22 protein-coding genes, 1 tRNA gene and 1 pseudogene are annotated in these 24,550 nt (G+C 68.2%); 19 read left to right on the top strand and 5 right to left on the bottom strand.

The features are described 5' to 3' along the window. Window positions 1-25: 25 nt before the first annotated feature. Window positions 26-4,624: an autotransporter outer membrane beta-barrel domain-containing protein gene (locus ABD927_RS09185; protein ID WP_345248564.1), complete on the bottom strand. Its 4,599-nt coding sequence runs from the start codon at window positions 4,622-4,624 to the stop codon at window positions 26-28. A 252-nt stretch (window positions 4,625-4,876) separates the two neighbouring features. Between ABD927_RS09185 and ABD927_RS09180 the strand changes: the two genes are divergently transcribed. After that, window positions 4,877-5,746, top strand: coding sequence for a CPBP family intramembrane glutamic endopeptidase (locus ABD927_RS09180; protein ID WP_345248562.1), 870 nt, complete (start codon window positions 4,877-4,879; stop codon window positions 5,744-5,746). Here ABD927_RS09180 and ABD927_RS09175 read toward each other — a convergent pair. Beyond that, a complete protein-coding gene (locus ABD927_RS09175; RefSeq protein WP_345248560.1) occupies window positions 5,721-6,626 on the bottom strand; it encodes a LysR family transcriptional regulator in 906 nt (301 codons plus the stop codon). The two genes, ABD927_RS09180 and ABD927_RS09175, sit on opposite strands and share 26 nt — an antisense overlap. A gap of 274 nt (window positions 6,627-6,900) precedes the next feature. Here ABD927_RS09175 and ABD927_RS09170 point away from each other — a divergent pair, with 274 nt between their 5' ends. From ABD927_RS09170 to ABD927_RS09135, 8 genes are all read left to right on the top strand, one after another. Further along, window positions 6,901-7,773, top strand: coding sequence for a Bug family tripartite tricarboxylate transporter substrate binding protein (locus tag ABD927_RS09170; protein WP_345248558.1), 873 nt, complete (start codon window positions 6,901-6,903; stop codon window positions 7,771-7,773). 43 nt (window positions 7,774-7,816) lie between these two features. Beyond that, window positions 7,817-9,046, top strand: coding sequence for an FAD-dependent monooxygenase (locus ABD927_RS09165; RefSeq protein WP_345248556.1), 1,230 nt, complete (start codon window positions 7,817-7,819; stop codon window positions 9,044-9,046). Further along, a complete protein-coding gene (locus tag ABD927_RS09160; protein ID WP_425570218.1) occupies window positions 9,047-9,679 on the top strand; it encodes an isochorismatase family protein in 633 nt (210 codons plus the stop codon). Window positions 9,680-9,691: 12 nt separating this feature from the next. Next, complete coding sequence (locus ABD927_RS09155) at window positions 9,692-10,765, top strand: 2,5-dihydroxypyridine 5,6-dioxygenase NicX family protein (RefSeq protein WP_345248554.1); 1,074 nt, start codon at window positions 9,692-9,694, stop codon at window positions 10,763-10,765. Further along, window positions 10,766-11,776, top strand: a complete 1,011-nt coding sequence (locus ABD927_RS09150) for an alpha/beta fold hydrolase (protein ID WP_345248552.1) — start codon at window positions 10,766-10,768, stop codon at window positions 11,774-11,776. It begins immediately after the preceding gene. 328 nt (window positions 11,777-12,104) lie between these two features. Continuing rightward, entirely contained in the window at window positions 12,105-12,596 is a 492-nt protein-coding gene (locus ABD927_RS09145) for a class II aldolase/adducin family protein (protein WP_345248550.1), read from the top strand. Then, window positions 12,512-12,898, top strand: coding sequence for a hypothetical protein (locus ABD927_RS09140; protein WP_345248548.1), 387 nt, complete (start codon window positions 12,512-12,514; stop codon window positions 12,896-12,898). Before ABD927_RS09145 ends, ABD927_RS09140 begins: the two co-directional genes overlap by 85 nt. A 110-nt stretch (window positions 12,899-13,008) precedes the next feature. Continuing rightward, the gene (locus tag ABD927_RS09135; protein WP_345248546.1) at window positions 13,009-14,235 is read left to right on the top strand and encodes an MFS transporter; all 1,227 of its coding nucleotides are present in this window, start codon (window positions 13,009-13,011) and stop codon (window positions 14,233-14,235) included. Window positions 14,236-14,267: 32 nt separating this feature from the next. Here ABD927_RS09135 and ABD927_RS09130 read toward each other — a convergent pair whose 3' ends face one another. Next, on the bottom strand, window positions 14,268-14,792 hold the full coding sequence (locus ABD927_RS09130; RefSeq protein WP_345248544.1) for a hypothetical protein: 525 nt from the start codon (window positions 14,790-14,792) through the stop codon (window positions 14,268-14,270). Between the two features lie 58 nt (window positions 14,793-14,850). Then, a complete protein-coding gene (locus tag ABD927_RS09125; protein ID WP_345248542.1) occupies window positions 14,851-15,075 on the bottom strand; it encodes a glycine zipper 2TM domain-containing protein in 225 nt (74 codons plus the stop codon). A 167-nt stretch (window positions 15,076-15,242) separates the two neighbouring features. Between ABD927_RS09125 and ABD927_RS09120 the strand changes: the two genes are divergently transcribed. Together ABD927_RS09120 and ABD927_RS09115 are read left to right on the top strand one after the other, a co-directional pair. Then, window positions 15,243-15,327 (top strand) — tRNA-Leu (locus ABD927_RS09120). A 183-nt stretch (window positions 15,328-15,510) separates the two neighbouring features. Next, window positions 15,511-16,173: a DsbA family oxidoreductase gene (locus ABD927_RS09115; RefSeq protein ID WP_345248540.1), complete on the top strand. Its 663-nt coding sequence runs from the start codon at window positions 15,511-15,513 to the stop codon at window positions 16,171-16,173. Here the strand turns inward: ABD927_RS09115 and ABD927_RS24545 are convergent. Further along, window positions 16,076-16,300: a 7-cyano-7-deazaguanine synthase gene (locus tag ABD927_RS24545; protein ID WP_425570217.1), complete on the bottom strand. Its 225-nt coding sequence runs from the start codon at window positions 16,298-16,300 to the stop codon at window positions 16,076-16,078. The two genes, ABD927_RS09115 and ABD927_RS24545, sit on opposite strands and share 98 nt — an antisense overlap. Window positions 16,301-16,466: 166 nt before the next feature. Here ABD927_RS24545 and ABD927_RS09110 point away from each other — a divergent pair, with 166 nt between their 5' ends. From ABD927_RS09110 to ABD927_RS09075, 8 genes and pseudogenes are all read left to right on the top strand, one after another. Next, window positions 16,467-18,176 carry a methanol/ethanol family PQQ-dependent dehydrogenase gene (locus ABD927_RS09110; protein WP_345248538.1) on the top strand — a complete coding sequence of 570 codons (1,710 nt, stop codon included), beginning with the start codon at window positions 16,467-16,469 and terminating at the stop codon, window positions 18,174-18,176. Beyond that, on the top strand, window positions 18,157-19,014 hold the full coding sequence (locus ABD927_RS09105; protein WP_345248536.1) for a substrate-binding domain-containing protein: 858 nt from the start codon (window positions 18,157-18,159) through the stop codon (window positions 19,012-19,014). The genes ABD927_RS09110 and ABD927_RS09105 overlap by 20 nt, the downstream gene beginning before the upstream one ends. Before the next feature lie 107 nt (window positions 19,015-19,121). Beyond that, entirely contained in the window at window positions 19,122-19,670 is a 549-nt protein-coding gene (locus tag ABD927_RS09100; RefSeq protein ID WP_345248534.1) for a c-type cytochrome, read from the top strand. A gap of 3 nt (window positions 19,671-19,673) precedes the next feature. Beyond that, entirely contained in the window at window positions 19,674-20,702 is a 1,029-nt protein-coding gene (gene coxB, locus ABD927_RS09095) for a cytochrome c oxidase subunit II (RefSeq protein WP_345248532.1), read from the top strand. Beyond that, a complete protein-coding gene (ctaD, locus tag ABD927_RS09090) occupies window positions 20,699-22,657 on the top strand; it encodes a cytochrome c oxidase subunit I (protein ID WP_345248530.1) in 1,959 nt (652 codons plus the stop codon). The genes coxB and ctaD overlap by 4 nt, the downstream gene beginning before the upstream one ends. After that, window positions 22,654-23,295, top strand: coding sequence for a cytochrome c oxidase subunit 3 (locus tag ABD927_RS09085; RefSeq protein ID WP_345248528.1), 642 nt, complete (start codon window positions 22,654-22,656; stop codon window positions 23,293-23,295). The genes ctaD and ABD927_RS09085 overlap by 4 nt, the downstream gene beginning before the upstream one ends. Further along, entirely contained in the window at window positions 23,288-23,641 is a 354-nt protein-coding gene (locus ABD927_RS09080; protein WP_345248526.1) for a hypothetical protein, read from the top strand. The genes ABD927_RS09085 and ABD927_RS09080 overlap by 8 nt, the downstream gene beginning before the upstream one ends. Beyond that, a pseudogene (locus ABD927_RS09075) lies at window positions 23,605-24,519 on the top strand (cytochrome c oxidase assembly protein); the annotation flags it as partial. The gene ABD927_RS09080 and the pseudogene ABD927_RS09075, both read left to right, overlap by 37 nt. Window positions 24,520-24,550: the final 31 nt, after the last annotated feature.

The raw sequence follows: 24,550 nt of genomic DNA, 5'->3' as shown, positions 1-24,550 counted from the left end.
TGTCTAGCAGGTATCGTGCCTGCCCCTACCAGCTATACCGGTACCCGATCTGCCCGTACGTCATCCGCCGGTTTTCGCCGTCGATGTTCTTGGCGTACATCGCGGTGGCGTAGAACTCGCCGCTCTTGCCGATGCCGGCGCTGATGCCGACGCCCAGCTCGGCCCAGGTGCGGCCCATGGTGCCGCGGAACACGGTATCGCCGACGGTGGCGCGCGGCGCCGGCATGAAATCGTGCAGCACGTCCACGGTCAGGTAAGGCGTGCCCGAGGCGCCGCGCTGGGGGTTGCCGACGTCGGGAACGAAGACTCGGGCGCCCAGGCGGCCGCGCACCGCGTTGCTGCTGCTGCCCGAGACCTCGGACACGGCGTCGTCGAAACCGTCCAGTTTCAGGTATTGATAGGAAAGCTGCGCCTGCGGCTCCACGTAGACGCCGCCCGCCAGCGGAAACGGCTTGCCGATCTCCTGCGACACCGCCACGCCCAGCCCGTGCTGCCTGGCGCGCTCGCCGTAAACGTCGTCGTACTTGTTGCGGTAGCGGGTGAACTGGACCACCGAGTCCCAATAACTGCCGTCTCCGGCGTACTTCGTGAAGTATCCGCCGATGCTCTGCGCCTGCATGTCGGTGGTGCCGGTGCGGTTCGTCAGTGCCGGATCGCGGCCGCGCAGTTCGTCGCCGAACGTGGCGTCGGCGCTGCCGATGCTGACCGTGACGCCGGCGTGCGCCTTGCCGTCGCCGGCGGCGTCCGGCAGCGTCCAGTCCTTGCCGAATTGCATGGCGTAGACCCGCTGGTCCGCAGTGAAGCGGTCGTTCGATGCCGCGTCCAGCCAGCGGCCGATCACGCGGCCCCACACGCCGTCGCGGTGGGCCGGCTGGCCGCGTTCGACGCTGGCGATGTCGCCGACGCGATCGTGCAGCCGGCCCAGCGCCAGGAAGCCGTAGTCCATATTGAGGGCCGGCGTCATCGCGTACGCCGGGACGGCCGGACGATAGGCGATCGGCGCCGGCGATCCGGCCTGCCGCGCCGCTGCGCCGCCCAGGTTCGAGCGCAGGTAGTAGCCGTCGGGATCCGCGCTGCCGCCGCGATACAGCAGGTATTCGTAGGCGCCCGACTGCACCGGCGCCGACAGATGGAACGCGTCGGGCGCGGTCGTGCCGCCGTCCGCCACCGTCACGACGTTGATGCCGTCGGCCGTGGTCGGCATCCCCGGCCCGCCGGTGTTGACGATCCTCAGGCCGGTGCTGCCGGTCGCGGCGCCGCCGCGCAGGACCAGCCGGTCGCTGGGCGCATCGTCCGAAGCCAGGTAGGCGTTCAGCGCGATGGTGCCGGCCGAGCCGGCGTAGGCGCCGGCGCTCAGCGTCTTGTAGCTGCCGCCCAGCGTGGGATCGGCCGTCGGCGCGGTAAAGGCGACGGCGCCTGCGTTGTCGAGACTCGTCACGGCCGAGCTTGCCGTGATGGTCCACGTGCTGCTGCGGTCGACGTTCATCGAGAGCCCGTCGGCGCGTCCGGCCAGGCTCGTTCCGTTCTGCAGGGCGGCCGCGACCGTGCTCGACCCATCGGCCAGCATGTCGCCCGCAAGCACTACGCCATTCGCATGGAAGTCCACCACGCTGGCGTTCGCCGCGTTCAGCAACACCCCGGAAGCCGCGCTGACGGCCGCCCCGTCCTGCACGCTGATGGTCGCCTGGCCGCCGTCGACGTCGATCGCATGGCCCGCGGCGCGGACCTGGCCCGTTCCGGAAACGAGCAAGGAAACATCGGTGCCGCCCAAGTGAATCGCCGCCGTGCCGCCATCGGCCTGGATCGTCCCGGTATTGATCAGTTGCGCGCCGGCGCCTTGCACCCTTGCCGCCTCGCCATCGGCCACGCGAATCGTTCCGGCGTTCAGGACCGTGCCTTGGGAATCGACGATCACGCCCGTCGACGCCGCGCCGGACAAGAACACCGAGCCCTCGTTGACCAGGGTGCCCAGGTCGCGCGCAACGAAACCCGTCGCATGTTCTGCGCCCGACTGGATCGATGCCCGGTTGACAAGCGTCGTGGCGACCGGATTTCCCACGGCGGCCCCGGCAAGGTCGTGCGCCTGGCCATCGACGATGGCGGCGGTGGCGCCTGCGCTGCCGAGTTCGATCGTGGTCCCGGCGTCGATGACGCCGCCGGCCCCGCCTTCGTCGACGATGGCCACCGCGCCGCCCAGCGTGCCGGCCGCGCCGGTGACGCGGTAGACGGACGCGCCGGTCGACAGCGTGGTGCCGGCGCCGGTGGCGACGACGCCGCGCGCGTCCGTACCGGACACGGTAAGGTCGAAGGCGCCCCCGGTCGACGAACCCGTATAGGCTGCCCCGTCGGCCACACGGAACAGCGTCGAGCGCGCCGTGCCGACCTCGAGCGCCGCCGCATCGACGTGGATGGCCGAGCCGGCACCCGAGGCGTAGAAACCGATCTGCTCCGTTCCGGCCAGGAAACGCGGCGCCGCGCCGTCGGCCACGACGATGGCGCCGCCATCCTGGGCGAACAGGCCGATGGCGCCGTCGCCGGTCAGGTTCAACGCGCCGGCGATGCGGCCCTGTGCCTGCGCGCCATCGACCCACATGCCGAAGTTGCGCGTGCCGCTGGCGGGATCCGCATGGCCGTCCACATTGATCGTGCCGGTCGATTCGGCATTGGCGGCGATGCCCGGGTCGGCGTTGACCTTGATGCCTATGCCATTGACGCCGCTCACGTCGATGGTGCCGGCGTTGCGCACCACGGAGCCGGCGGCCGCCGTGCCGTTGTCGTCGGCCAGCATGCCGATGTTGGCCAGCGGCACGCCGGCCGCCGCTCCCTCGATCGATATCGTGCCGGTGTTCAACAGCGTCGACACCAAAGGCGCGGTCGAATACATCGCGACGGCGTTCTGCGCCTGCGTCCCGATGACGATCCGGCCCGCATTGGTCGCGGTGTCGCCGGTATCGAGAATGCGGATGCCATAGCTCGGCCCGGCGATGGCCACGTCCGCCGCGGGATCGGAAGGCGCGTACTGCGCGGCGCGCCCGATGTAGATCGTGCCGTCCGTCGCATTGGTGAAGGCGCTCGCCCCGCTCACCTCGACCCCGACGACCCGCGTGACGAAACCCGGGTTCACGCCGACGTCGATGATGCCGTCGTTGTTGCCGCTTGCGCCGTCGCGCAGCGCCAGGCCCACGGACGTATTGTCCGGATAGGCGAAGCCAGCGACGTCGATGATGCCGCTATTCTGCACGGTGGTGCCGGCGCCGGTCGCGACGATGCCCGAGCCTGTGTAGTAGAAGGTCTCCTGCGTCGCGGTATCCAGCCGGTCGCCCGCCTGGTAGCCCGAGGCCACCACGCCGGTTGCGCCATTGACGAAATGCGCGCCGCTCTCGACCTGCACCACCTGCCGGATCACATGGCCCGACAGCGTGCCGTCGTTGACCACCGTGGCGCCGTTGGCGGCCTTGACCGCGCCCGAGGCACGCGTCATGTCGATCTGCGCGCCGGCCGCGATGAGGGCCGAGCCGCGCGCGCCATCGGCCAGGATGGCGTAGCTGTCCCCCACCGGCGTGCGCGCCAGGTCGCCCGCCGTCGTATCGGTCTGGTAGACGACGGTTTGCAGGGTGTTGGTGAAGGCCTGGCCGAACGCCTGGTCGTAGGCATCCTGCGATGTCAGCTCGCCGCTGCGCAGCGCGGCGACCAGCGCGTCGTTGTAGACCGCCAGTTCCGCGGCGTTGGTCACGGTGTAGGCCGTTCCGCCGAAAACGACCGTGCCGGCATAGGTGGTGACGGGTACCTGGACCGCAATGCGGCCGTCCTCGTCGGGCGTGGGCAGGCCGGGATCGATGCCCATGTCGATGGCGTTGCGCGAGCGCCAGACGACGCGGCTGTCGGCCTCGCCGGTGCCGTCGGCCGAGGTCAGATAGGTCTGCTTGGCGGTCAGCATGATGCCGTTGGCCGACGGCGCGCCGGCCGGATCGGCGCCCACGTTCACCTCCAGCGTGCCGCCGCTGGACTGCACCGAGCCGATCGACGCGTGGATGTACTGGTCGCCGTCCACGTCCTCGTACTGGTTGACCGGCGTATCGATGTTGCTGCGGTCCGCGAAGCCGGACGAATCGAAGGCGCGATAGACCACGGTGGTGCCCGTGGCGGCGTTCGTCGCCGTCACGGCAAGCGTCTGCGGGCCGGTGACCAGGGCGCTGGTGTCGAACGTGCCCGACACGGCGGGAACCGTATACGCGGGCACGGTGGTATTGCCGGTGTAGCCCGTTCCGAACGATGGCGCGCCCGTCAGCGTGACGGTCTCGCCCTCGCCGACGACGGCTCCTCCCACGCCATCGCTGCTGGCCGGCGGGTTGAAGAACGGCAGCGCGCAGGTGCCGCCCACCGGGGCGGACTGGCCGGCGCCGCCGGTATCGCAGGTCGAAGGCAGGGCCGCGCCCGGCATGCACAGGCCGGCGGCCACCAGCGCGGCGCACAGGCGCTTGACGGGAATGCGCAACGCCTCGTGCGGCGCGTCGCCGCGGCGCATCCCGGCGGATACCGACCGCGCGTGGCCCGCGGCAAGTTCGGAAGTGGCGATGTACTGCTGCCTGGCGGGATTCCAGATGGTCTTGTGGATGAGGTTCATATCGGAGGGCGACTCGAAGGCAGTGGATGCGTAACCCGCATTCGTGCAAGCGGATGCGGCCTGGCTGAATGATTGGGTGGCACCCGGATCGCTGCCAATCGCCGCCTTGTCCTAGGAAAAATCGGTGAACGGGCGGCCTGTGGACCGTTTGGAGGAGAACGCGGGAATGGGGGCATCAACCGTTCGGTGAGGTACGCTCTGGCTCTCGCGACTGCCCCTGCGGTTCAAGACCGGCCGCGGCAACGACATCGAATGACGCAGACTCCATCCAGGCGCCGGGCCGAAGGCGCCCGGGAATTTCCGCCCGCGGCACGGGCGCTGCAAGGCCCGCCGCACGGCCGCTTGCCACCCGCGTGGTGGACCGCCCTGGCGCTGTTCGCCGCGGGCTATGCCCTGGCGCTGCTCCATGGCCGGCTGCTGGCCCCCAGCCTGGCGGCGTTCGGCCTGCTGGCGCTGGCCGGCGCATGCGTGCGCCAGCGGCCGGCCGCCGTGCGCATCGCCGGCCATGCAATCTTCTTATGCGCGGCCCTTGCCCTGGCGCTGCATCTGCTGCCCGGTTTCGGCAACGCGCTCGTCATCGACCATGCGATCCTGGCGCCCGGCTCCGCGCCCTATTCGATGTATCTGAATCTGGACAAGCCGTTGATCGCCCTATGGCTGCTGTGGGCTTGCCCGTGGATCGCCCCGCCCTGCTCCGCCGCGGCGGCCGGCAGGGCCATCCTGCGGGCCGCGCCGGCCACGGTCGCGGTCTGCCTGGGATGCGCCGTCGCCGCGGGACTCGTTGACTGGTCCCCGAAGTGGCCGCCGCAGGCATGGATCTGGATGGGCGCCAATCTGCTGCAGGTCTGCGTGGCGGAAGAAGCACTGTTCCGCGGTTATGTCCAGGGCGGGCTGGACCGCCACGGGAGCACGCTATCGCGCGCGGCGCTGCCTTTGTCGGCGCTGCTGTTCGGCCTGGCCCACGCCGGCGCGGGCTGGCCCTGGATGGCATTGGCCGCGCTGGCCGGGCTGGGGTACGGCCTGGCCTACCGGCAGGGCGGGCTGCTGGCCGCGATCGCGGCGCACTTCCTGCTGAATCTGGCGCACTTCGGCTTGTTCAGCTACCCGATGCTTCCACCATGACGCGGGTGAATTCGTCGACCGCCGCGGAGCGGGCGACGCCCTTGCGCGATATCCGGAAGAAATCCACGTTCGCGACCGGCGCCACCAGCGCCTTCACCCGCACCTTGTAGTGCCGGCATGCTGGCAGGGCGAAAGCGGGAATCACCGCGGCGCCGACGCCGATTTCCGCCAGGGCGATCTGCGTCTCTATATGGTTGACGTACGTATTGTTGATGTTGTCCCTGGTTGGGGCGGGCAAGTACCTGTCTATCAATTGCTGGAAGGCATTGCCCGGCTGCAGGCCGATCAGCGGCGTATCGCCGATCTCGTCCCAGCGCAGCTGTCCGATGCGCAGCAAGGGATTGCCTGCCTTGCCGCCGGATGCCGCGGCAACCAGGTACAGCCTGGACGAGAACAGCCGCGTCCGTTCAATGTCGACGCCCTTGTCGAGGAATATGCCAAAGCCGATGTCGAGTTCGCCGCTCGCCACGCACTCCTGGATGGCGTCGCGCTGAAGCTCCAGGACCTGCAGCTTCACGTGCGGATGATTCCTGCGAAATGCGCTGAATACCCGCGGGATCAGCTTGTTGCAGACCAGCGGCGTAGCCCCCAGCCTGATGACCTGGCGGGCGCGAGTCTCGATCCTGTCCACTTCGGCCGCGGCCGTCTGGATGTCCGCAACGACGCGCTCGGCGATCGGCAGCAGCCTCGCCCCGGCCTCCGTGAGCGATACCGAGCGTGTCGTCCTGTTCAACAGGCGGCCGCCGAACTGCGCTTCCAGTTCGCGGATGGAAGAGCTCAGGCCGGCAGGCGTGATGTGCAGGCGCTCCGCCGCCTTTGCGAAGCTGCGCAGCTGCGCCGCCTGTACGAATGCCATCAGCTGCCGCGTCGAGACATTCATAAGGAGTCCTTGTCAATTTGATCGATATCGTAGCTTGTCTGAACTAACGCATGCTTACAAGATAGCCCTGCTTCCGAAATCGTCACTGTCTTGTCATCCGCCACAAGGAGAAAGCATGGCCTCCGCAGTCGACCGCTCCGCACCCGCCTCCGGCGGCGTCCGCATTCCAGCCGGCCTTCGTCGCGCGGCTACATTGGGACTGGGCCTCGGTCTGGGCCTTCTCTGTGCGGGCCAGGCATCCGCCCAGAACTATCCGGTCCGTCCGGTCACCCTCGTGGTCCCGTTCGGCGCCGGCGGCCCGACGGATTCGAGCGCCCGCATCGTGGCGCGCGTGCTCAGCGACCGCCTGGGCCAGCCCTTCGTGGTCGAGAACAAGGCGGGCGGCGGCGGGACGGTCGGCCCCATGGTGGTAGTGCGCGCCGCGCCCGACGGCTACACCCTGCTGTGGGGCGGCACCAGCAGCCTGGCCATGGGGCCCGGGCTCTATCCGAAACTGGATTACGACCCCGTAAAGTCCTTCGCCCCCATCGGGCAGGTGGTGCGCGCGCCCCACTTGTTCGTCGGCCGCCCGAGCCTGCCCGCGCAAAACCTGAAGGAGCTCGTGGCGCTGGCCAAGGCACAGCCGGGCAAGCTGACCTTCGGCTCCGCCGGCGCCGGCTCATCCACCCACCTGGCGGGCGAATCGTTCAAGGCCACGTTCGGCGTGGACCTGCTGCACATCGGCTACAAGAGCGGCGCCCAGGCGGTCGCTGACGTCATCGGCAACCAGATCGACCTGGTCTTCGACGCCATTCCGGCGCTCGCCCCCCAGGTCCAGGCCGGCAGCCTGCGGGCGTTCGGGGTCACCGGCACCGCGCGCAGCCCGCTGCTGCCCGGCGTGCCGACGATAGCCGAGCAACTGGGCCAGCCATTCGACGCGTACAGCTGGTTCGGCCTGCTCGCCCCCGCCGGAACGCCGGCCCCGATCGTGCAGCGGATTTCCTCGACGCTGACCGAGGCCCTGGCCGATCCGGCGGTCAGGCAGCAGCTCCAGTCCGCGGGCTTCGAGGTGCTGGGAACCTCGCCCGACGCGTTTGCGAAAACCATAGGGGAAGAACTGACGAAATGGACCGGCCTGATCAAGAAGCTCGGCATAGCGGCCCAGTAGCGCCCATCGCCTGAGCACATCAACGAAAGAAAAGGGAACAGCTTTGCCTGAACAAACGAATCCCATCCTCATCGCCGGAGGAGGCATCGGCGGTTTGTCCGCCGCCCTGGCACTGCTGCGCCGGAATATCGGCGTAGTGGTCCTTGAACAAGCCGCCGAACTGCGGGAGGTAGGCGCCGGCGTCCAGATCAGCCCCAACGGTTCGCGGGCACTGAACGATCTCGGCATCCTGGACGATGTGCGAAGCACTTCCTGCAAGACGGAGCGCAAGGAAATCCGGCTCTGGAACACCGGCCAGACCTGGACGCCCTTCGACCTGGGCGACCGCGCCGTCAAGCGCTATGGCTTTCCCTATTTCACCGCCTACCGCGTCGACCTCCACAACGCGCTGATCGCGGCCGTGCGCGCGCTCGCGCCGGACGCCATCCGGCTGAACAGCCGCTGCGCCGCGGTGGCGCAGCATGCCGGCGGCGTGACGGTCACGCTGGCGGACGGCCGCAGCGTGGACGGCCGCGCCCTCATCGGGGCGGACGGCATCCATTCGGCGGTCCGCACCGCCGTGTTCGGCACCGAACAGGCAACGTACGCCAACATGATCGCCTGGCGAGCGGTGATTCCCATGGAACGCGTGCCCGCAAGACTCCGCCACCCCGTCGGCACCAACTGGGTCGGGCCCGGCGGACACGTGATCCACTATCCGCTGCGACGGGGCGAATTGCTGAATTTCGTCGGCTACCTCGAAGGCAAGCCCTGGGCCGCCGAATCTTGGACCACGCAAGCGACGACGGCGGAGTGCGCCCGCGACTTCGAAGGCTGGCACGAAGACGTGCACGCGCTGATCGAAGCCGCCGATGCGCCGTTCAAGTGGGGCATGGTGCGACGGCCAAGGCTCCAGGCGTGGACCGAGGGGCGGATAACGCTGCTGGGCGACGCGTGCCATGCGATGTTTCCCTTTCTTGCCCAGGGCGCGGTCATGGCGATGGAAGACGGGGTCGTCATTGCGCGCTGCATCGCGGCCGGATCGGGGGACATCGCTGGCGCCCTGCAGCGGTACGAATCCGCGCGGCGCGATCGCTGCTATGCCGTGGTCGACGGCTCGGCCGAGAACGTCGCGCGATTCCACAACCGCGTGCTGGCCGATCCCGTCGAAGGTCCGCGCTACGTCGAAGCGGAATGGGCCTCCGGAAAGGTGCAGGCGCGCTACGACTGGATCTTCGAATACGACCCCGCGACCGTCGATATCGGCGCCGCGCCTGGAACGGCAGGATCCTGAATGGACGATCTCGTCTTCGAAACCCAGGGCTTCGGCCAGCGCATGGGCATCGGCGCGTCTCCGGCGCTGCTGATCGTCGACTTCACCGTCGGCTTCAACGATCCCCGTTCCTTCGGCGGCGGAAACATCGGCGACGCCGTCCGCGCCACGGCGGATCTGCTGCAGCTGGCCCGCACGCTGCATTGGCCCATCGCACACACGAAAATCGTCTACGCGGACGACGGCAGCGATCTCAACATTCACTGCCTGAAAGTTCCGAAGCTCGCAACGCTGACGGAAGGCAACCCCTTGAGCGAATTCGTGCCGGAACTCATGCCCCGGCCCGGCGAAACCGTGATCCGCAAACGGCTGCCCTCGGCCTTCTTCGGCACGGACCTGGCCGGGATCCTGATGGCCAGGCGCGTGGATACCCTCTTCATCGCGGGCTGCACGACCAGCGGCTGCGTCCGCGCCAGCACCCTCGACGCCATGTGCCATGGGTTCCGGCCGATGGTCGTATCGGACTGCGTAGGAGACCGGTCGCACAGCGCCCACCAGAACAGCCTCTTCGACCTCGGCAAGAAATACGCCGACATCGTCACGCTCGATGAGGCGGCGGAGCTGGCCACGCAGTTCGAAACCAAGGTCCGATAACGGGAGCTTTCCATGCCTATCAGCGATGACCACCGTCTCCGGATGTGGCGGGACGTCTTGCAGCTCTGCGAGGCGAGCGCGGCCGAAGGCGTCATCGTCCTGACCGGCGAATCCAGCCATCCGTTGAACATCGATGGCGCGATGCGGGCGGCCGCTTCCTTGGGCGCCAGGCCTTTTCGCGTCGATCTTCCTCCCCTTCCCCCGTGGGAGCGGGGCGGCACGGACCGCACGGCGGCGGTCGGCCGTACCCCATTGACCGGCAATCCATGGGCCTTGGCCGCGCTGGAACAGGCCGGCATCGTCATAGATCTGATGGGGCTTCTGCACTCGCCCGAGCAGGAGCGGCTGCTGGGCAGCGGCACGCGGATACTGATGGTGGTCGAACCGCCGGAGGTCCTTGCCCGAATGCTGCCCTCCGCGGACGACAAACGCCGGGTACTTGCCGCCAATGAGGTGCTCGCTTGCGGTCAGAATCTGCATGTGACCTCCGAGGCGGGAACCGATCTGCGCATGAAGATCGGCCAGTTCCCCACGCTTCCGGAGTACGGCTATGCCGACACGCCGGGACACTGGGATCACTGGCCCAGCGGATTCCTGTCCACCTGGCCGGACGAAGGCAGCGCCGAAGGACGGGTGGTCGTCAATATCGGGGACATGCTGTTCCCCTTCAAACGGTACGTGGAAACGGCGCCCATCGTCCTGGACGTGGAAGCGGGCTTCATTACCCGCATCGGCGGCGGATTCGAGGCGGGGTATTTGAGAAGCCATCTGGAGTCCTACGACGATCCCGGCGCCTTCGCGGTGTCCCATGTGGGCTGGGGACTGCAACCCAAAGCCAGGTGGGCGGCCCTGGGCGCCAGGGACAAGGCGCAATCCCTCGGCATGGACGCGCGTGCCTTCTACGGCAATTTCCTGTTCTCGACAGGGCCGAACTCGGAAGCCGGCGGCCGGAACGATTCCGCATGCCACGTCGACATCCCCATGGCGCGCTGCTCGGTGTTTGTCGACGGCGAACCGATGGTGGTCGATGGCGACGTGGTCGCGCCCGCGCAGCGCGTTGCCGGGGCCCGGGCGCAGGGATGCTGAATGACACAGCAGATTTTCAATGTGCCGCGCCTCTCGCTCCAATGCGGAACCTCGGTGGCGAATGTCCGGCTCTCTTTCGAGTGCCACGGCAGCCTTTGCGCCGCCAAAGACAACGTGGTGCTCGTCTTCACGCCTTTCGGCACGACCAGCAGCCAGTGCGGCTACCTGTTCGGGAACGGACGGCCGATCGATCCGGCGAAGCATTTCATCGTCGTGTTCGACACGTTCGGCAACGGGGCATCGTTTTCGCCCAGCAATGCCCCGGCGCCGTATGGGCGCGACCAGTTTCCCGAGGTCACGATCTTGGACAACGTCGTCGCCCAGCACATCTTCGTGACCGAGGTCCTGGGCGTCCGGGAGATCCAGCTGGCGGTCGGGCATTCCATGGGCGCGCTGCAGGCGTACCAATGGGCCGCGTCGTTTCCCGGGATGGTGCGCCGGCTGGCGCCGATCTGCGGGGCTGCGCGGGTGTCCGAGCACAATGCCCTGTTTCTTGACGGCATCCGCCGCGTCATTACCGAAGACCCGGACTGGAACCATGGCCGGTATACGGCGCCGCCCGCGCGGGCGCTCAGGCGGGCCGCGAGGGTTTGGGCACCCTGGGCGCCGTCGCCGGGTTTCTACCAGGGACGGGGCTACCTCCAGCTCGGATTCGAATCGCTCGAGGCCTTCCTGGTCGGGCTGTGGGAACGCAACTTCGAAAGAAGGGACGCGAATGACATCCTCGCCCAGATCTGGGCGTGGCAGCACGCCGATATCAGCAGAAACGGAATCTACGAAGGCGACTTCGAAAAAGCGCTGGGCAGCATAGAAGCAAGGGCGGTCATCCTGCCCGGTATAAGTGACTGCTATTTCCCCGTCGCCGACAGCGCCTATGAAGCCAGTCACCTTCGGCGCGCCACCCTCCTGCCTATTCCTTCCCCTTGGGGGCATTGGGCCGGGAATGGCCGGCGGCCAGAGGATCTCAGGTTCGTCGACGACGCGCTGAGGCAGCTCTGGCTCATGCCGTAGCGCCGACGGCCCGCGACAAAGGCCTGCGGCTCGCTAGCGTCTTGCCCAGTCCCGCTTGCGTCGAGGACGTGCGCCCCGATGAAGCACCTTTCCATGATCGGCACAGTCCCGGCATTTACCGGATACCTTGACACATCAAATGGGGTGGCATCTCGGCACAACAGCGATAAACCAAATGTCGCAGCGCAATATAAAAGCATGCGAAAACCCCTTCTGTAAACCCATTATTTACCTATGAGTTTGCGGTGAAAACCAATTAGTCCGAATAATCGTTCCATGCTTCAATCAAAAAAGCACGCGACATGGGTACATTCGAAGAGGGGTGCGCATGACTGATCTTGCAATCAAGCCTGACGGCATGAACTACCGGGAGATGTCGGTGCGCGGCATGGTCACGCCCGACGTGGACGCCGGCGGCCCCATCCGATCGCAGGTATCGGACGCCGAATGGCGCGCGCGCGTCGACCTGGCCGCCTGTTACCGCCTCATGGCCCTGTATGGCATGACCGACATGCTCTACAACCACATCACCGCCCGCGTGCCCGACGACCCGGAGCGCTACCTCATCAACGCGTACGGCATGCACTACGCGGAAATAACGGCATCCAGCCTGCACAAGGTCGACCATGAGGGCAACATCGTGCTGCGCGGAAATGTCCACCACGGCGTCAACCACCCCGGCATCGTCATCCACTCGAACGGCTCGAAGACGCCCAGTTCAGCATCGCGCACGAAGTGGCGCTCGGCGCCCATCGTATTCCGCCGGGCAAGGCCTGGCAGGATCCGGCGGTGGTGTTCGCTCCGTCGGTCCTGCGCCTGATGGAACGGGTGACAGAGGAACCGCATCCGGATTATGTCGGCCTGCTCAGCGGCCACGGCGCAAGCCGGCCGGGGCGGGTCGAACTGAGCGCCCGCGGCCGGATTTTTGTCGGGGAACGCCGCTATCCCAAAGGCAGCCCTTCGCCTGAACCGGAGACGTTCATGACGACCGCGGAACTGGCGCAGAAGTTTCGCGCCAACAGCGAAGGCATTCTCGCGCATGAGTGCGTCGAGGCCATTCTCGAAGCGCTGCAAGGCCTGGAGAAGGTTGGCGATATTCGTGGTCTCATGCGGTTGCTCTAGCTTGGTACCGGCAATGCGGGGCAAGAAGTATCATAGGAAAAAAGCGGATCCGGCGGCCGGATCGATCCCAATCCGCCTTTCCCCCCGACAAGAACGACCAAAGAGACACAATGGCAAGCGCGGCACCTGCTTGGCTCATACCCATAGCAGCGATTTTCACCCTCCAGACCATCGCGGCATTCCTGAACCGGCTCATTCCCATCATCGGCCCGGCGGTGGCGAGCGAATTCGGGTGGAGCGGCAGCTCCATAGGCTATCTGACGGCCACCAATTCGATGGGCGGGCTCGCCATCCTGGTCGCGGGCTCGGCGGTGCTCAGGCGGGTAGGTGGAATGCGCACCTTGCAGATCACGCTGTTCCTGGGCGCGGCCTGCATGATGCTCTTCCTGGCGCCGAACGTCAGCATCGCCCTGATGGCGTGCTTTGTAATGGGCCTGAGCAACGGCGCCGCGAACCCGGCCGGCAGCGAAGTCCTGCAAAGGTTTTCTCCGCCGGAGAAGCGCAACCTCATGTTCTCGATCAAGCAGGCCGGGGTTCCCCTCGGCGGCGTGATAGCGGGGCTGCTCGTTCCTGTGTTGATCGCCTCCTCCGGCTGGCGCGTCGCGCTGCTGGCTTGCGCCTTGCTGGTCATGCTGCCCACCGTGCTGACGTGGCGCCTGAGCGCGGGACTCGATGAGGTTTCTCCAGGCCAAAGGCGGGCCTTCCCCTTGTCGATGCTGCAATCGCTACGCGTGCTTACCGTGCCGTTGACGTCCCTGAGGCAGAACCGCGACCTGTTGAAGATGTCCATCGTGGGCAGCCTGTTCGCCATTCCCCAGAGTTGCTGGTTCACCTTTACGGTCGTCTATCTGATAGACGGCCTGGAGTTCTCTCTCGGGCTGGCCGGAGCGGTATTCGCGGTGATGCAGGCTGGCGGCGTCATCGGCCGCGTCGCGTTGGGCTGGCTTTCGGATTACCTGCGCTCGCCGACCGCGGCGTTGTCGATTGCGGCGGTCCTGTCGGCAGTGACAACCGTGCTTTTCGGCTTTACGACCCACCAATGGCCCTTATGGGCGGTGATTTGCCTGGCGTTTGTGGCGGGCTGCTCCGCGGCGAGCTGGAACGGCGTACAGATCGCGGAAGTGGCGCGGCGGTCCCCGCCAGGGCTGATTTCCGAAACGGCGGCCGGGTCCAGCGTGTTGATCAACCTGATCAATATGCTCGCGCCTGCGGTATTCGCGGCGTTTGTTGCGGTCAGTTCGAGATACGACTACGCCTTTGCCCTCACCGGCGCGTGCTCGCTGCTGGTGCTCGTTTTCCTGCCGCGCGAGCGGCGCGGGCGCCGTGCCGTCCGATGATCGGTGTTACTCGAGCTCCGGACCGACATGGTTCAGATCGAGCGATGGCACGAATTTTCTGTCGGCGTAGCGCTTGCGCAAATCCGCCTCGCTGAATCCGACCAGGTCCGACGTATCCGCGGACCTGCCCCCGCCGGCCGCCCATGCGCTTTCCCATAGGTGGACGAGGTTCCGTATCCCCAGCGCCATGATCCTGGCGGTGTCCTTCCCGTAATGGGCCACCAGCCCGGCCGCGGCAACGTAGCCGGCGTAGTCCTTCTTCTTCGCCAGCGCGAAGGCTTCTTGTCCTCGACCTCTTCCACCGCCACCCGGCCGATGCTGTAGTGGCCGGTCGCTCCCCAGTAGGGCCGGGCCGCGGCGTTGGGCTCGGCCACCAGCTCCACATCCAGCAGCTTGCAGATGTTGCTGAGGTTCGTGGCCAATGCGAAGTTGTAGAGATTGCCTTGCAGGTCGATGGTTTGCGCGCCCCACTCCGCGGCCAGCGGACGATAGGCCGCGGGCTGGCCCTCGTACTCCTGCCGCAGATGCCAGACCGTGCCGGAATCGCCGGGACGCAATCGATATGTGACAGCTATTGCGGCAGCGGCGGTCGGTATCTGTGGTCGAATGCGGACGTCAGCGCTTGCCGACCTGGTCGCCCAGGACACCGCCGATGGCCGCGCCGCCGACGGTGCTCAATACGCCGCCGCCGCTGACGGCCGCGCCGATCAGGCCACCTGCGCCTGCGCCTACGACCATGCTTTTCTGGCGGGATGACATGCGGTCCCAACTGGCGCAGCCGGTGGCGCAAACCGCCAGCATGCCTACGATCGCGAGTCGGGCAACGAGCCGGATACTCATTCAGGTACTCCGAAGTGGATACGCGGCAAGTATCGCCTTTCTTGCTGAAGCGCAGATTTGCGGCCGTTGCCAATCATTGCGTCATGTAACACGCCGGAGCCGGTCCATCGTGGGACGCTGGACGAGCGAAACGGGAGGATTTGTTATATAATTTCTGGCTCACATCCGCCGTCGTGGTGAAATTGGTAGACACGCTATCTTGAGGGGGTAGTGGCGAAAGCTGTGCGAGTTCGAGTCTCGCCGACGGCACCATACATACTCAAAGCGAGCACGGAAAGTCCACCCGGCTGCCAGAACCGGGAGCCGATCATCCGGGCCGCACGAAAGGCCATTAGGCGCGGGCCCGCTCTTCGGGCCGCCACTGCTTGATGCCGAAGGAGGCCGCCGCTTCCGAAATCCACTAGCATGGCAAGTACCGCTTCTCCGGAGACTTCCATGCCCCACCACCTGAAAATCGACTACGTCTCCGACGTGGCCTGCCCCTGGTGCATCATCGGCCTGCGCGGCCTCGAAGAGGCTCTGAAGCGCACCGCCGGCACCGTCGACGCCGACATCCATTTCCAGCCTTTCGAGCTGAACCCCGACATGCCGCCCGAAGGCCAGAACATCGTCGAGCACATCGCGCAAAAGTACGGCTCTACTCCAGAGCAATCCGCCGCCACGCGCGACATGATCCGCTCCCGTGCCGCCGGGGTGGGGTTCGCCTACAACGTCTCGGAAAACAACCGCATCTACAACACCTTCGATGCCCACCGGCTGCTGCATTGGGCCAAGGCCTCCGGCCGCCAGCGAGACCTGAAGCTGGCGCTGTTCACGGCGTATTTCACCGACGGCAAGAACGTGTCGGACCCCGAGGTGCTGCTGGCGGCCGTTGCCGAGGCCGGGCTGGATCCGGACGAGGCGCGCGACGTCCTGGCGTCGGGCCGCTACGCCGATGAGGTGCGCGAAGCGGAGCGCCTGTGGCTATCGCGCGGCATTCGCTCCGTGCCGGGCATCGTCGTCAACGAGAAATGGCTGATATCGGGCGGGCAGCCTCCTGAGGCGTTCGAGCAGGCCCTGCGCAGCATTGCGACCGAGCTGGACAAGGCCGCCAGCTGAGCTCGCGCCTGCAAGCCGCTCCTTGGCGCCGGGAAAATCCAGGCGCCCGAATGTGACACGCCTTGCAATATCCGCAATGCTTCCTTCGGCCTCGGTAACACGAAGAACCTTCGCGCCGGGCCACCATGCTCCTCACCGTCGCGCTTTGCGAGGCTCCGGAAGTGAGGACCGGCTCAATGCCCAGGCAGCAAGGAAGAACGTCGCAAGAAGCGTTCAGGGAGGATCGCAGCGCCCCCGCCGCGCCAGCCGCGCGGCCATGGCTGGGCGGATGGTGCCTGGCCCTGGCCCTCGCAATGCCGGGCGCACGCGCCGCCGACGACGGCAATTGGCCCACCGCCCCGAAGGACAACGCCAATACCCGCTATAGCGAGCTGGCCGAGATCAACACCGCCAACGTCGCCAGCCTGCGCCCCGCCTTCACCTTCTCCACCGGCATCAACCAGGGCCACGAGGCCGCCCCCGTCGTCGTCGACGGCACGATGTACGTGGTGACGCCCTACCCCAACTACCTGTATGCCCTGGACCTGACCAGGCCCGGCGCCCCGCTCAAATGGAAATTCGAGCCCAAGCCGGACGCCAGTTCCCAGGGCGTCGCCTGCTGCGACGTGGTCAGCCGCGGCGTCGCCTATGCCGACGGCCGTGTATTCATGAACACGCTGGACGCGCAGACGATCGCCGTCGACGCCGCCACCGGCCGCGAGCTGTGGCGCACCAGGCTCGGCGACATCGGCAAGGGCGAAACCATCACCATGGCGCCGTTCGTGGTCAAGGACAAGGTGCTGGTGGGCAACGCCGGCTCGGAAATGGGCGTGCGGGGCTGGATCACCGCCCTCGATACCAAGACCGGCAAGATCGCATGGCGCGCCTACAGCACCGGCCCCGACAGCGAGGTCCTGATCGGGCCGTCGTTCAAGCCGTTCTACGAACAGGACAAGGGCAAGGACCTGGGCGTGGCCACCTGGCCGCCCGATGCCTGGAAGATCGGCGGCGGCACGGTATGGGGCTGGATTTCCTACGACCCGGAACTGAACCTGATCTTCTACGGAACGGCCAACCCCGGCCCCTGGAACGCCGAGCAGCGGCCCGGCGCCAACAAGTGGACCGCCGGCATCTTCGCGCGCGACGCGGATACGGGGCAGGCGCGCTGGTTCTACCAGTACGCGCCGCACGACGAGCACGACTACAACGGCAACAACGAAAACGTGCTGCTCGACCTGACGATCGGCGGCGCGCAGCGCAAGGTGCTGGTCCACCCCGACCGCAACGGCTATGTCTACGTGATCGATCGCGCCACCGGCGAGGTCATTTCCGCCACGCCGTTCGTCAAGGTCACCACGACCAACGGCGTCGACCTGAAGACCGGCCTGCCCCGGCTCAATCCCTCGGCCGAGCCGCACATGGGCCAGATCGTGCGCGACATCTGCCCGGCCTCGCCCGGCGGCAAGGACTGGCAGCCTTCCGCATGGTCGCCGCGCACCGGGCTGCTGTACATGCCGCACCAGAACCTGTGCCAGGACATGACGACCTACCAGGCCAGCTATATCGCCGGCACGCCCTACCTGGGCGCGGAAGTGAAGATGTATCCCGGCCCCGGCGGCAACCGCGGCGTGTTCGGCGCGTGGGATCCGGTCAAGGCCACCATGGTGTGGTCGCTGAAGGAGAACTTCCCGGTGTGGAGCGGCGCGCTGGCCACGGCCGGCGACGTGGTGTTCTACGGCACCATGGAAGGCTGGTTCAAGGCGGTCGACGCCCGCTCGGGCAAGCTGCTGTGGCAGTACAAGACGGGCTCCGGCATCATCGGGCAGCCCATCACGTACAAGGGCCCGGACGGCAGGCAATACGTGGCCATCCTGTCGGGCGTGGGCGGCTGGGCCGGCGCGGTGGTGTCGAAAGACCTGGACGTGCGCGACAGCTCGGCCGCCAAGGGCTTCGCCGACGCCATGGCCGATCTGCCGAAACATACGACCAAGGGGGGGATGCTCTATGTCTTCTCGCTCCCCTGACCACGCGCGGCCCGCGCGGCGCGGCGCCCTGGCGGCCGCCGCGCTGCTGCTGGGCGCCTGTCACGCCGCCGGCGCCAACGCCGGCGGCCCGGCGCCGCTGCGGGTCTGCGCCGATCCCGACAACCTGCCCTTCTCGCGCAGCGACGGCAGCGGCTTCGAGAACCGCATCGCGCGCCTGCTGGCGGACGACATGCACGTGCCGCTGGAATACGCCTGGCTGCCGGACCGCCGGGGCTTCGTGCGCAAGACCATGGGCGCCGGCCTGTGCGACGTGATCGTCGGCGTGCCGGCGGGCTTCGAGCCGGTGGATACGACGGCGCCGTACTATCGTTCCGGCTTCGTGTTCGTCGGCCGCGCGCCGGCGCAGGGGCAGGCCGACATGCTGCGCAGTTTCGACGACCCCCGGCTGCCTTCCCTGCGCATCGGGGTGCTGCTGATCGGCATCGATCCCGGCACCTCGCCGGTGGGCTACGCGCTGGCGCGCCATGGCGCGATCGACCACGTCGTCGGCTATACCTTGTACGATCCGGAGCCGCCGGCCCAGCGAATGATCGAGGCGATCGCCGCCGGGCGGCTCGACAGCGCCCTGCTGTGGGGGCCGCAGGCCGGCTATTTCGCGCGGCGCGCCGCGGTGCCGCTGGAGATCGCGCCGGCGCGGCCGCCGGCCGACATGGCCGCCTTCCCGTTCGAGTTCTCGATCGCGATGGGCGTGCGCAAAGGGGACGAGGCGCTGCGGCGGCGCCTGGATGATTTCATCGTCCGGCGCCGCCACGACATCGATGCCGTGCTGGCCGAGTACGGCGTGCCCAGGACCGACATCGCGGGGGCCGCGCAATGAATCGACGCGCCTTGTATCCATTGAACCGCAGCGCCTTGGCGCCATCGGCCCGGCCGAAGGCGCCCTCCGGATGGGGCGCCGCGCCGACCGTTGCGCGCATCGCGGCGATGGCGCTGGCCCTCGGCGCCCTGTCGGCCTGCGACCGCGAAAAGCGGGAGTTCGAAGCGCCCCAGGCGGCCGCCACCGCGCCGAAGCTGCGCCAGTCCTCGATCCAGGCCGGCCAGCCGCAGCCCGATGCGCCGGCCGCCGCGCCCGACATGCCGTCCACGCCGTACCGCTACGAAGACAACGCCTATGCGGTCTCGCAGGGCAAGCGGCTCTACCGCTGGTACAACTGCAGCTCCTGCCACGCGCCGGGCGGCGGCGGCGACTGGGGGCCGGCGCTGTCGGACGACAAGTGGATCTACGGGTCGGATCCGGAAAACATTTTCGCCACCATCGCGCAGGGCCGCCCGAACGGCATGCCGTCGTTCGGCGGCCATATCCCCGAGGACCAGATCTGGCAGCTGGTGGCCTATGTGCGCTCGCTGTCGGGTCAGCTGCGCAAGGACGTGGAGCCGGGCCGCGGCGACGCGCTGCAGGCCTCGCCGCCCGAGGCTGCGCGGCCCACGGAGCCCGTCCATCCGGCGCCGCCGGTGACCGGAACGGAGCGCTGAGCCATGAGGCGTACGCCGGCCTGGATCGCCCTTGCCTGCTGTGCCGCGTGGGGCGCCGCGGCGTTCGCGGGCCCGGCCCAGGACGCGCTGTCGCCGGCCGGCCCGCAGGCCGCCCATATCCACACGCTCTGGCATGTGATGCTGGCCGTTTGCACGCTGGTCTTCGCCGCCGTGCTGGCGGCCTTCCTGATCGCGCTATGGCGCGCGCCGCGCGCCGATGCGGCGGCGCCGCCGGACCTGGACGCCGCCCTGCGCCCCGAGCGCGGCGCCCGGCGCAGCGTGCTGGCGGCCGTGGCGGCCTCCACGCTGCTGCTGGTGTTCCTGATCCTGGCCAGCTTCCTGACCGACCGCGCGCTGGCCCGCCTGTCGTCCGAGAACGCGGTGCGCATCGAGGTCACCGCCAATCAATGGTGGTGGGAGGCCAAGTACGGCGACCCGCAGCCGTCGCGCACCTTCACGACCGCCAACGAGCTGCACATCCCGGTCGGCCGGCCGGTCGTGCTGACGCTGAAGTCGAGCGACGTCATCCACAGTTTCTGGGTACCCAATCTGCACGGCAAGCGCGACCTGATCCCGGGGCGCACCACGGTGCTGCGCCTGCAGGCCGACCGCGCCGGCGCCTACCGGGGCCAGTGCGCCGAGTTCTGCGGCTTCGAGCACGCCTACATGGCCTTCCAGCTGGTGGCCGAGCCCGCCGACCGATACGAGGCCTGGGCCGAACACCAGCGGCAGTCGGCGGCCGAGCCGGGCGACGATACGCTGCGCCGGGGCCGCGAACTGTTCCTGACCACCACCTGCGTGATGTGCCACGCCATACAAGGCACCGACGCCAGCGCGCGCCGCGGCCCGGACCTGACCCACGTGGGCGGCCGGCGCGACATCGCCGCCGGCACGATGGCGAACACCGACGACAACCTGGCCCGCTGGATCCGCGATCCGCAGCGGTTCAAGCCCGGCGTGAACATGCCCGCGTCCAACCTCCCCGAGGACGACCTGAAAGCCATCGTCGCCTATCTGCGGAGCCTGTCATGACGCCGCCGGATGCCGCCGGCGCGGTGGTGCGCCCCGGCACGGCGCCGGCCGGCGAGCTGGCGCGGCAGGCGGCCGAACGCGAACGGGTCTGGCGCGATCCGCCCGGACTGCTGGGCTGGCTGGCGGCCGTCAACCACAAGAACATCGCGCGCCGCTTCATGTGGACGACGTTCGGCTTTTTCGTGGCGGCGGGGCTGATCGCGCTGGCGATGCGGCTGCAGCTGGCGCGGCCGGAGAACACGCTGATCGGCCCCGACCTGTACAACCAGCTGTTCTCGATGCACGGCACGACGATGATGTTCCTGTTCGCCGTGCCGGTCATGCAGGCGGTGGCCATGTATCTGATACCGCTGATGATCGGCGCGCCGAGCGTGGCGTTTCCGCGCATGAACGCCTATGCGTACTGGGTCTTCCTGTTCGGCGGCCTGATGCTGTACGGCGCCTTCATCCTGAACGCCGGGCCCGACGCCGGCTGGTTCGCCTACGTGCCGTTGTCGGGCCCGGACTACTCGCCGGGCAAGCGGGTGGACTTCTGGGCGCAGATGGTCACCTTCACGGAGCTGTCGGCGCTGCTGGAGGCCATCGTGCTGATCACGACCATCCTCAAGCTGCGGGCGCCCGGCATGACGCTGAACCGCATCCCGCTGTTCGCCTGGGCCATGCTGGTGACCGCCTTCATGGTGCTGTTCGCGATGCCCGCGGTCATGCTGGCCAGCACCGGGCTGATCCTGGACCGCCTGGTGGGCACGCATCTGTACAACCCGGCCGAGAACGGCGACGTGCTGCTGTGGCAGCACCTGTTCTGGTTCTTCGGCCATCCTGAGGTTTACCTAATCTTCATCCCGGGGCTGGGCTTCATCTCGGCCATCGTGCCGACCTTCGCGCGGCGGCCGATATTCGGCTACACGGCGATGGTGCTGGCGCTGATCTCCACCGCCTTCCTGGCCTTCGGGCTGTGGGTGCACCACATGTTCGCCACCGACCTGCCGGCCCTGGGCAAGAGCTTTTTCACGGCCGCCAGCATGCTGATCGCGGTGCCTTCGGCCATCCAGATCTTCTGCTGGATCGCGACGCTGTGGACCGGCCGGCTCAATTTCAAGACGCCGCTGCTGTTCGTGCTGGCCTTCTTCTTCATTCTCGTGCTGGGCGGCCTGACCGGCATCATGCTGGCCTCGGTGCCGCTGGACCTGCAGGTGCACGACACCTATTTCGTCGTGGCCCACCTGCATTACGTGCTGCTGGGCGGCGCCGTGTTCCCGCTGGTGGGCGCCATCTACTACTGGTATCCCAAGTTCACGGGCCGGCTGATGAGCGAGCCGCTGGGCCGCTGGCAATTCTGGCTGTTCTTCGTCGGCTTCAACGTGACGTTCTTCCCGATGCACCTGCTGGGCCTGCTCGGCATGCCGCGCCGGGTGTTCACCTACCCGGCCTACATGGGCTGGGGCGGCATGAACCTGATCGCGACGGCGGGCGCCGTCATGATCGGCGTCAGCGTGCTGCTGTTCATCGTCAACCTGCTGCGCAGCGCGCGCCATGGCGCGGTGGCGGGCGCCGACCCGTGGGGCGGCGGCACCCTGGAATGGGCGGCCGCGTCGCCGCCGCCGGCGGCCAACTTCGACGCCACGCCGGTGGTCTATGGCCGCGATCCGGTGTGGGAGGCGGCGCAGCGCCGGCCCGACGAGCCGGCCACGGTCAGCGGCCTGGCCGTTGCCAGCCGCGAAGTGCTGGTGACCAGCGTGCTGGACGCCGTGCCCGATCATCGCTCCGAGTTCCCCAACCCGAGCATCTGGCCTTTCGTGTCGGCGGTGGCGACCACGGCGCTGTTCATCGGCTCGATTTTCACGCCGTGGGCGGTGGTGTGGGGCATGGTGCCGGTCGCGATCGCGTTGACGGCATGGTTCTGGCCGCGGCGCGGCGACACCCGCGTCCACTTGGCGCTGGAGCGCCGGCCATGACGGCGCCGGACACGCCGCGCAAGAGCGCCGCGCCGGACGGCGTGCCGGCGATCGACGTCAGCGCCTTGCCGAACTATGCGTTCGGCCACCGCAGCCTGCTCTGGTGGGGCACGTTCGGGCTGATCGCCATCGAAGGCACGGTGTTCGCGCTGACCGTGGTGGCCTATTTCTACCTGCGCAGCCGGGCGCCGCAATGGCCGCTCAACGGCGTGCCGCCGGCGCTGCTTTGGGGAACCGTGAATACCCTGGTCATGCTGGTGAGCCTGGTGCCGAACCAATGGGCCAAGCGGGCAGCGGAGGCGCATCGGCTACGCGAAGTGCGGATCGCGCTGGTCATCTGCATGGCCTTCTCGTTCGCGTTCCTGGGCGTGCGGGTGCTGGAATTCCAATCCCTGAACGTGCGCTGGGACACCGACGCCTACGGCTCGATCGTATGGCTGCTGCTGGGCCTGCACACCGTGCACCTGCTGACGGACACCTACGACAGCGGCGTGCTGACGGTGCTGATGTTCACCGGGCCGCTGGAGGGCCGGCGCATGGCGGACGTCAACGAGAACGCGGTGTACTGGTATTTCGTCGTCCTCAGCTGGCTGGCGATCTACGCGGTGATCTACGTCGCGCCGAGGGTCCATGGCTAGCGCCCGCCGACCCATGCAGACCTGGCTGCCGCTGCTGGGCGCGCCAGCCGTGTCGCTGGCCAATCTCAGCCTGGCCTATGCGCTGACGGCGCCGTCGTGCGCGATGGAAAGCACCGCGTGGCTGCATGGGGTCAACGCCGTCTGCGTGGCCGTGTGCGCGGTGCTGACGGCGATCGGCTGGGGACAATGGCGGCGCGTGAGGGGCCATCCGGCGCCCGACGATGCGGGCGACCGGACAAGCCGGCAGCGCTTCCTGGCCGCGATGGGTTTCGCGGTGGGGCTGCTGTTCACGCTGGTCACGCTGGCGCAATGGGCCGCGGCATGGATTCTGTGGCCATGCCTGTGACGGCGCGCCGCGACCGTCCGCCGGCGCCGGCCGCCGCGGTGGCCGCCGCGATGCTGGCGGCGATGGCGGCCGCGCCGGCCCAGGCGCATGCGCCCCCGTGGACGCCCGGGCACATCGCCATCCCCTGGACCTTCGAACCGTGGGTGCTGGCCTGCCTGGCGGCCAGCGCGGGCGCATATGCGTTCGGGCTGGCCCGCCTGTGGCGCAAGGCCGGCCGCGGCCGCGGCGTTGGCGTGGGCCGCGCGGCCGCGTTCTACGCCGGGCTGCTGGCGCTGGTGGCGGCGCTGGTCTCGCCGCTGGACGCCTTGGGCGGCCTGCTGTTTTCCGCGCACATGGTGCAGCACGAGATGCTGATGATCGTCGCGGCGCCGCTGCTGGTATTGGGGCGGCCGCTGGCGGTATGGGCCTGGGCGCTGCCCGCCGCGGCCAGCGGAGGGATCGCGCGCGCCTGCCGCGGGCCCGTGCTGGGCAGGATCTGGGACGCGCTGACCTATGCGCCGGCCGCCTGGGCCCTGCATGGCATCGCCCTGTGGGCCTGGCACGTGCCGGCGCTGTTCCAGGCGGCGCTGGCCGACGACGGCATCCATACGCTGCAGCACGCCAGCTTCTTCGTTACCGCGCTGCTGTTCTGGTGGGCGCCGCTCGGCGCGCAGTCCCGCGCCGGCCAGGGCGCCTCGATGCTGTATCTGTTCACCACCATGGTCCACACGGGCGCGCTGGGGGCCTTGCTGACGCTATCGCCCACGCTGTGGTACCCGGCCTACGGCGACAGCGCCGCGGCCCTGGGCTTCGACCCGCTGGAGGACCAGCAGCTGGGCGGGCTGGTGATGTGGGTGCCGGCCGGCATCGCCTACCTGGCGACCGGGCTGGCGGTGGCGGCGCGGGCGCTGAACCGCGGCGGCGCGCCCG

The sequence above is a fragment of the Pigmentiphaga soli genome (assembly GCF_039541095.1).
GTDB classification, from domain to species: Bacteria; Pseudomonadota; Gammaproteobacteria; order Burkholderiales; family Burkholderiaceae_B; genus Pigmentiphaga; species Pigmentiphaga soli.
This window is presented reverse-complemented; position numbering and strand designations above follow the sequence as displayed.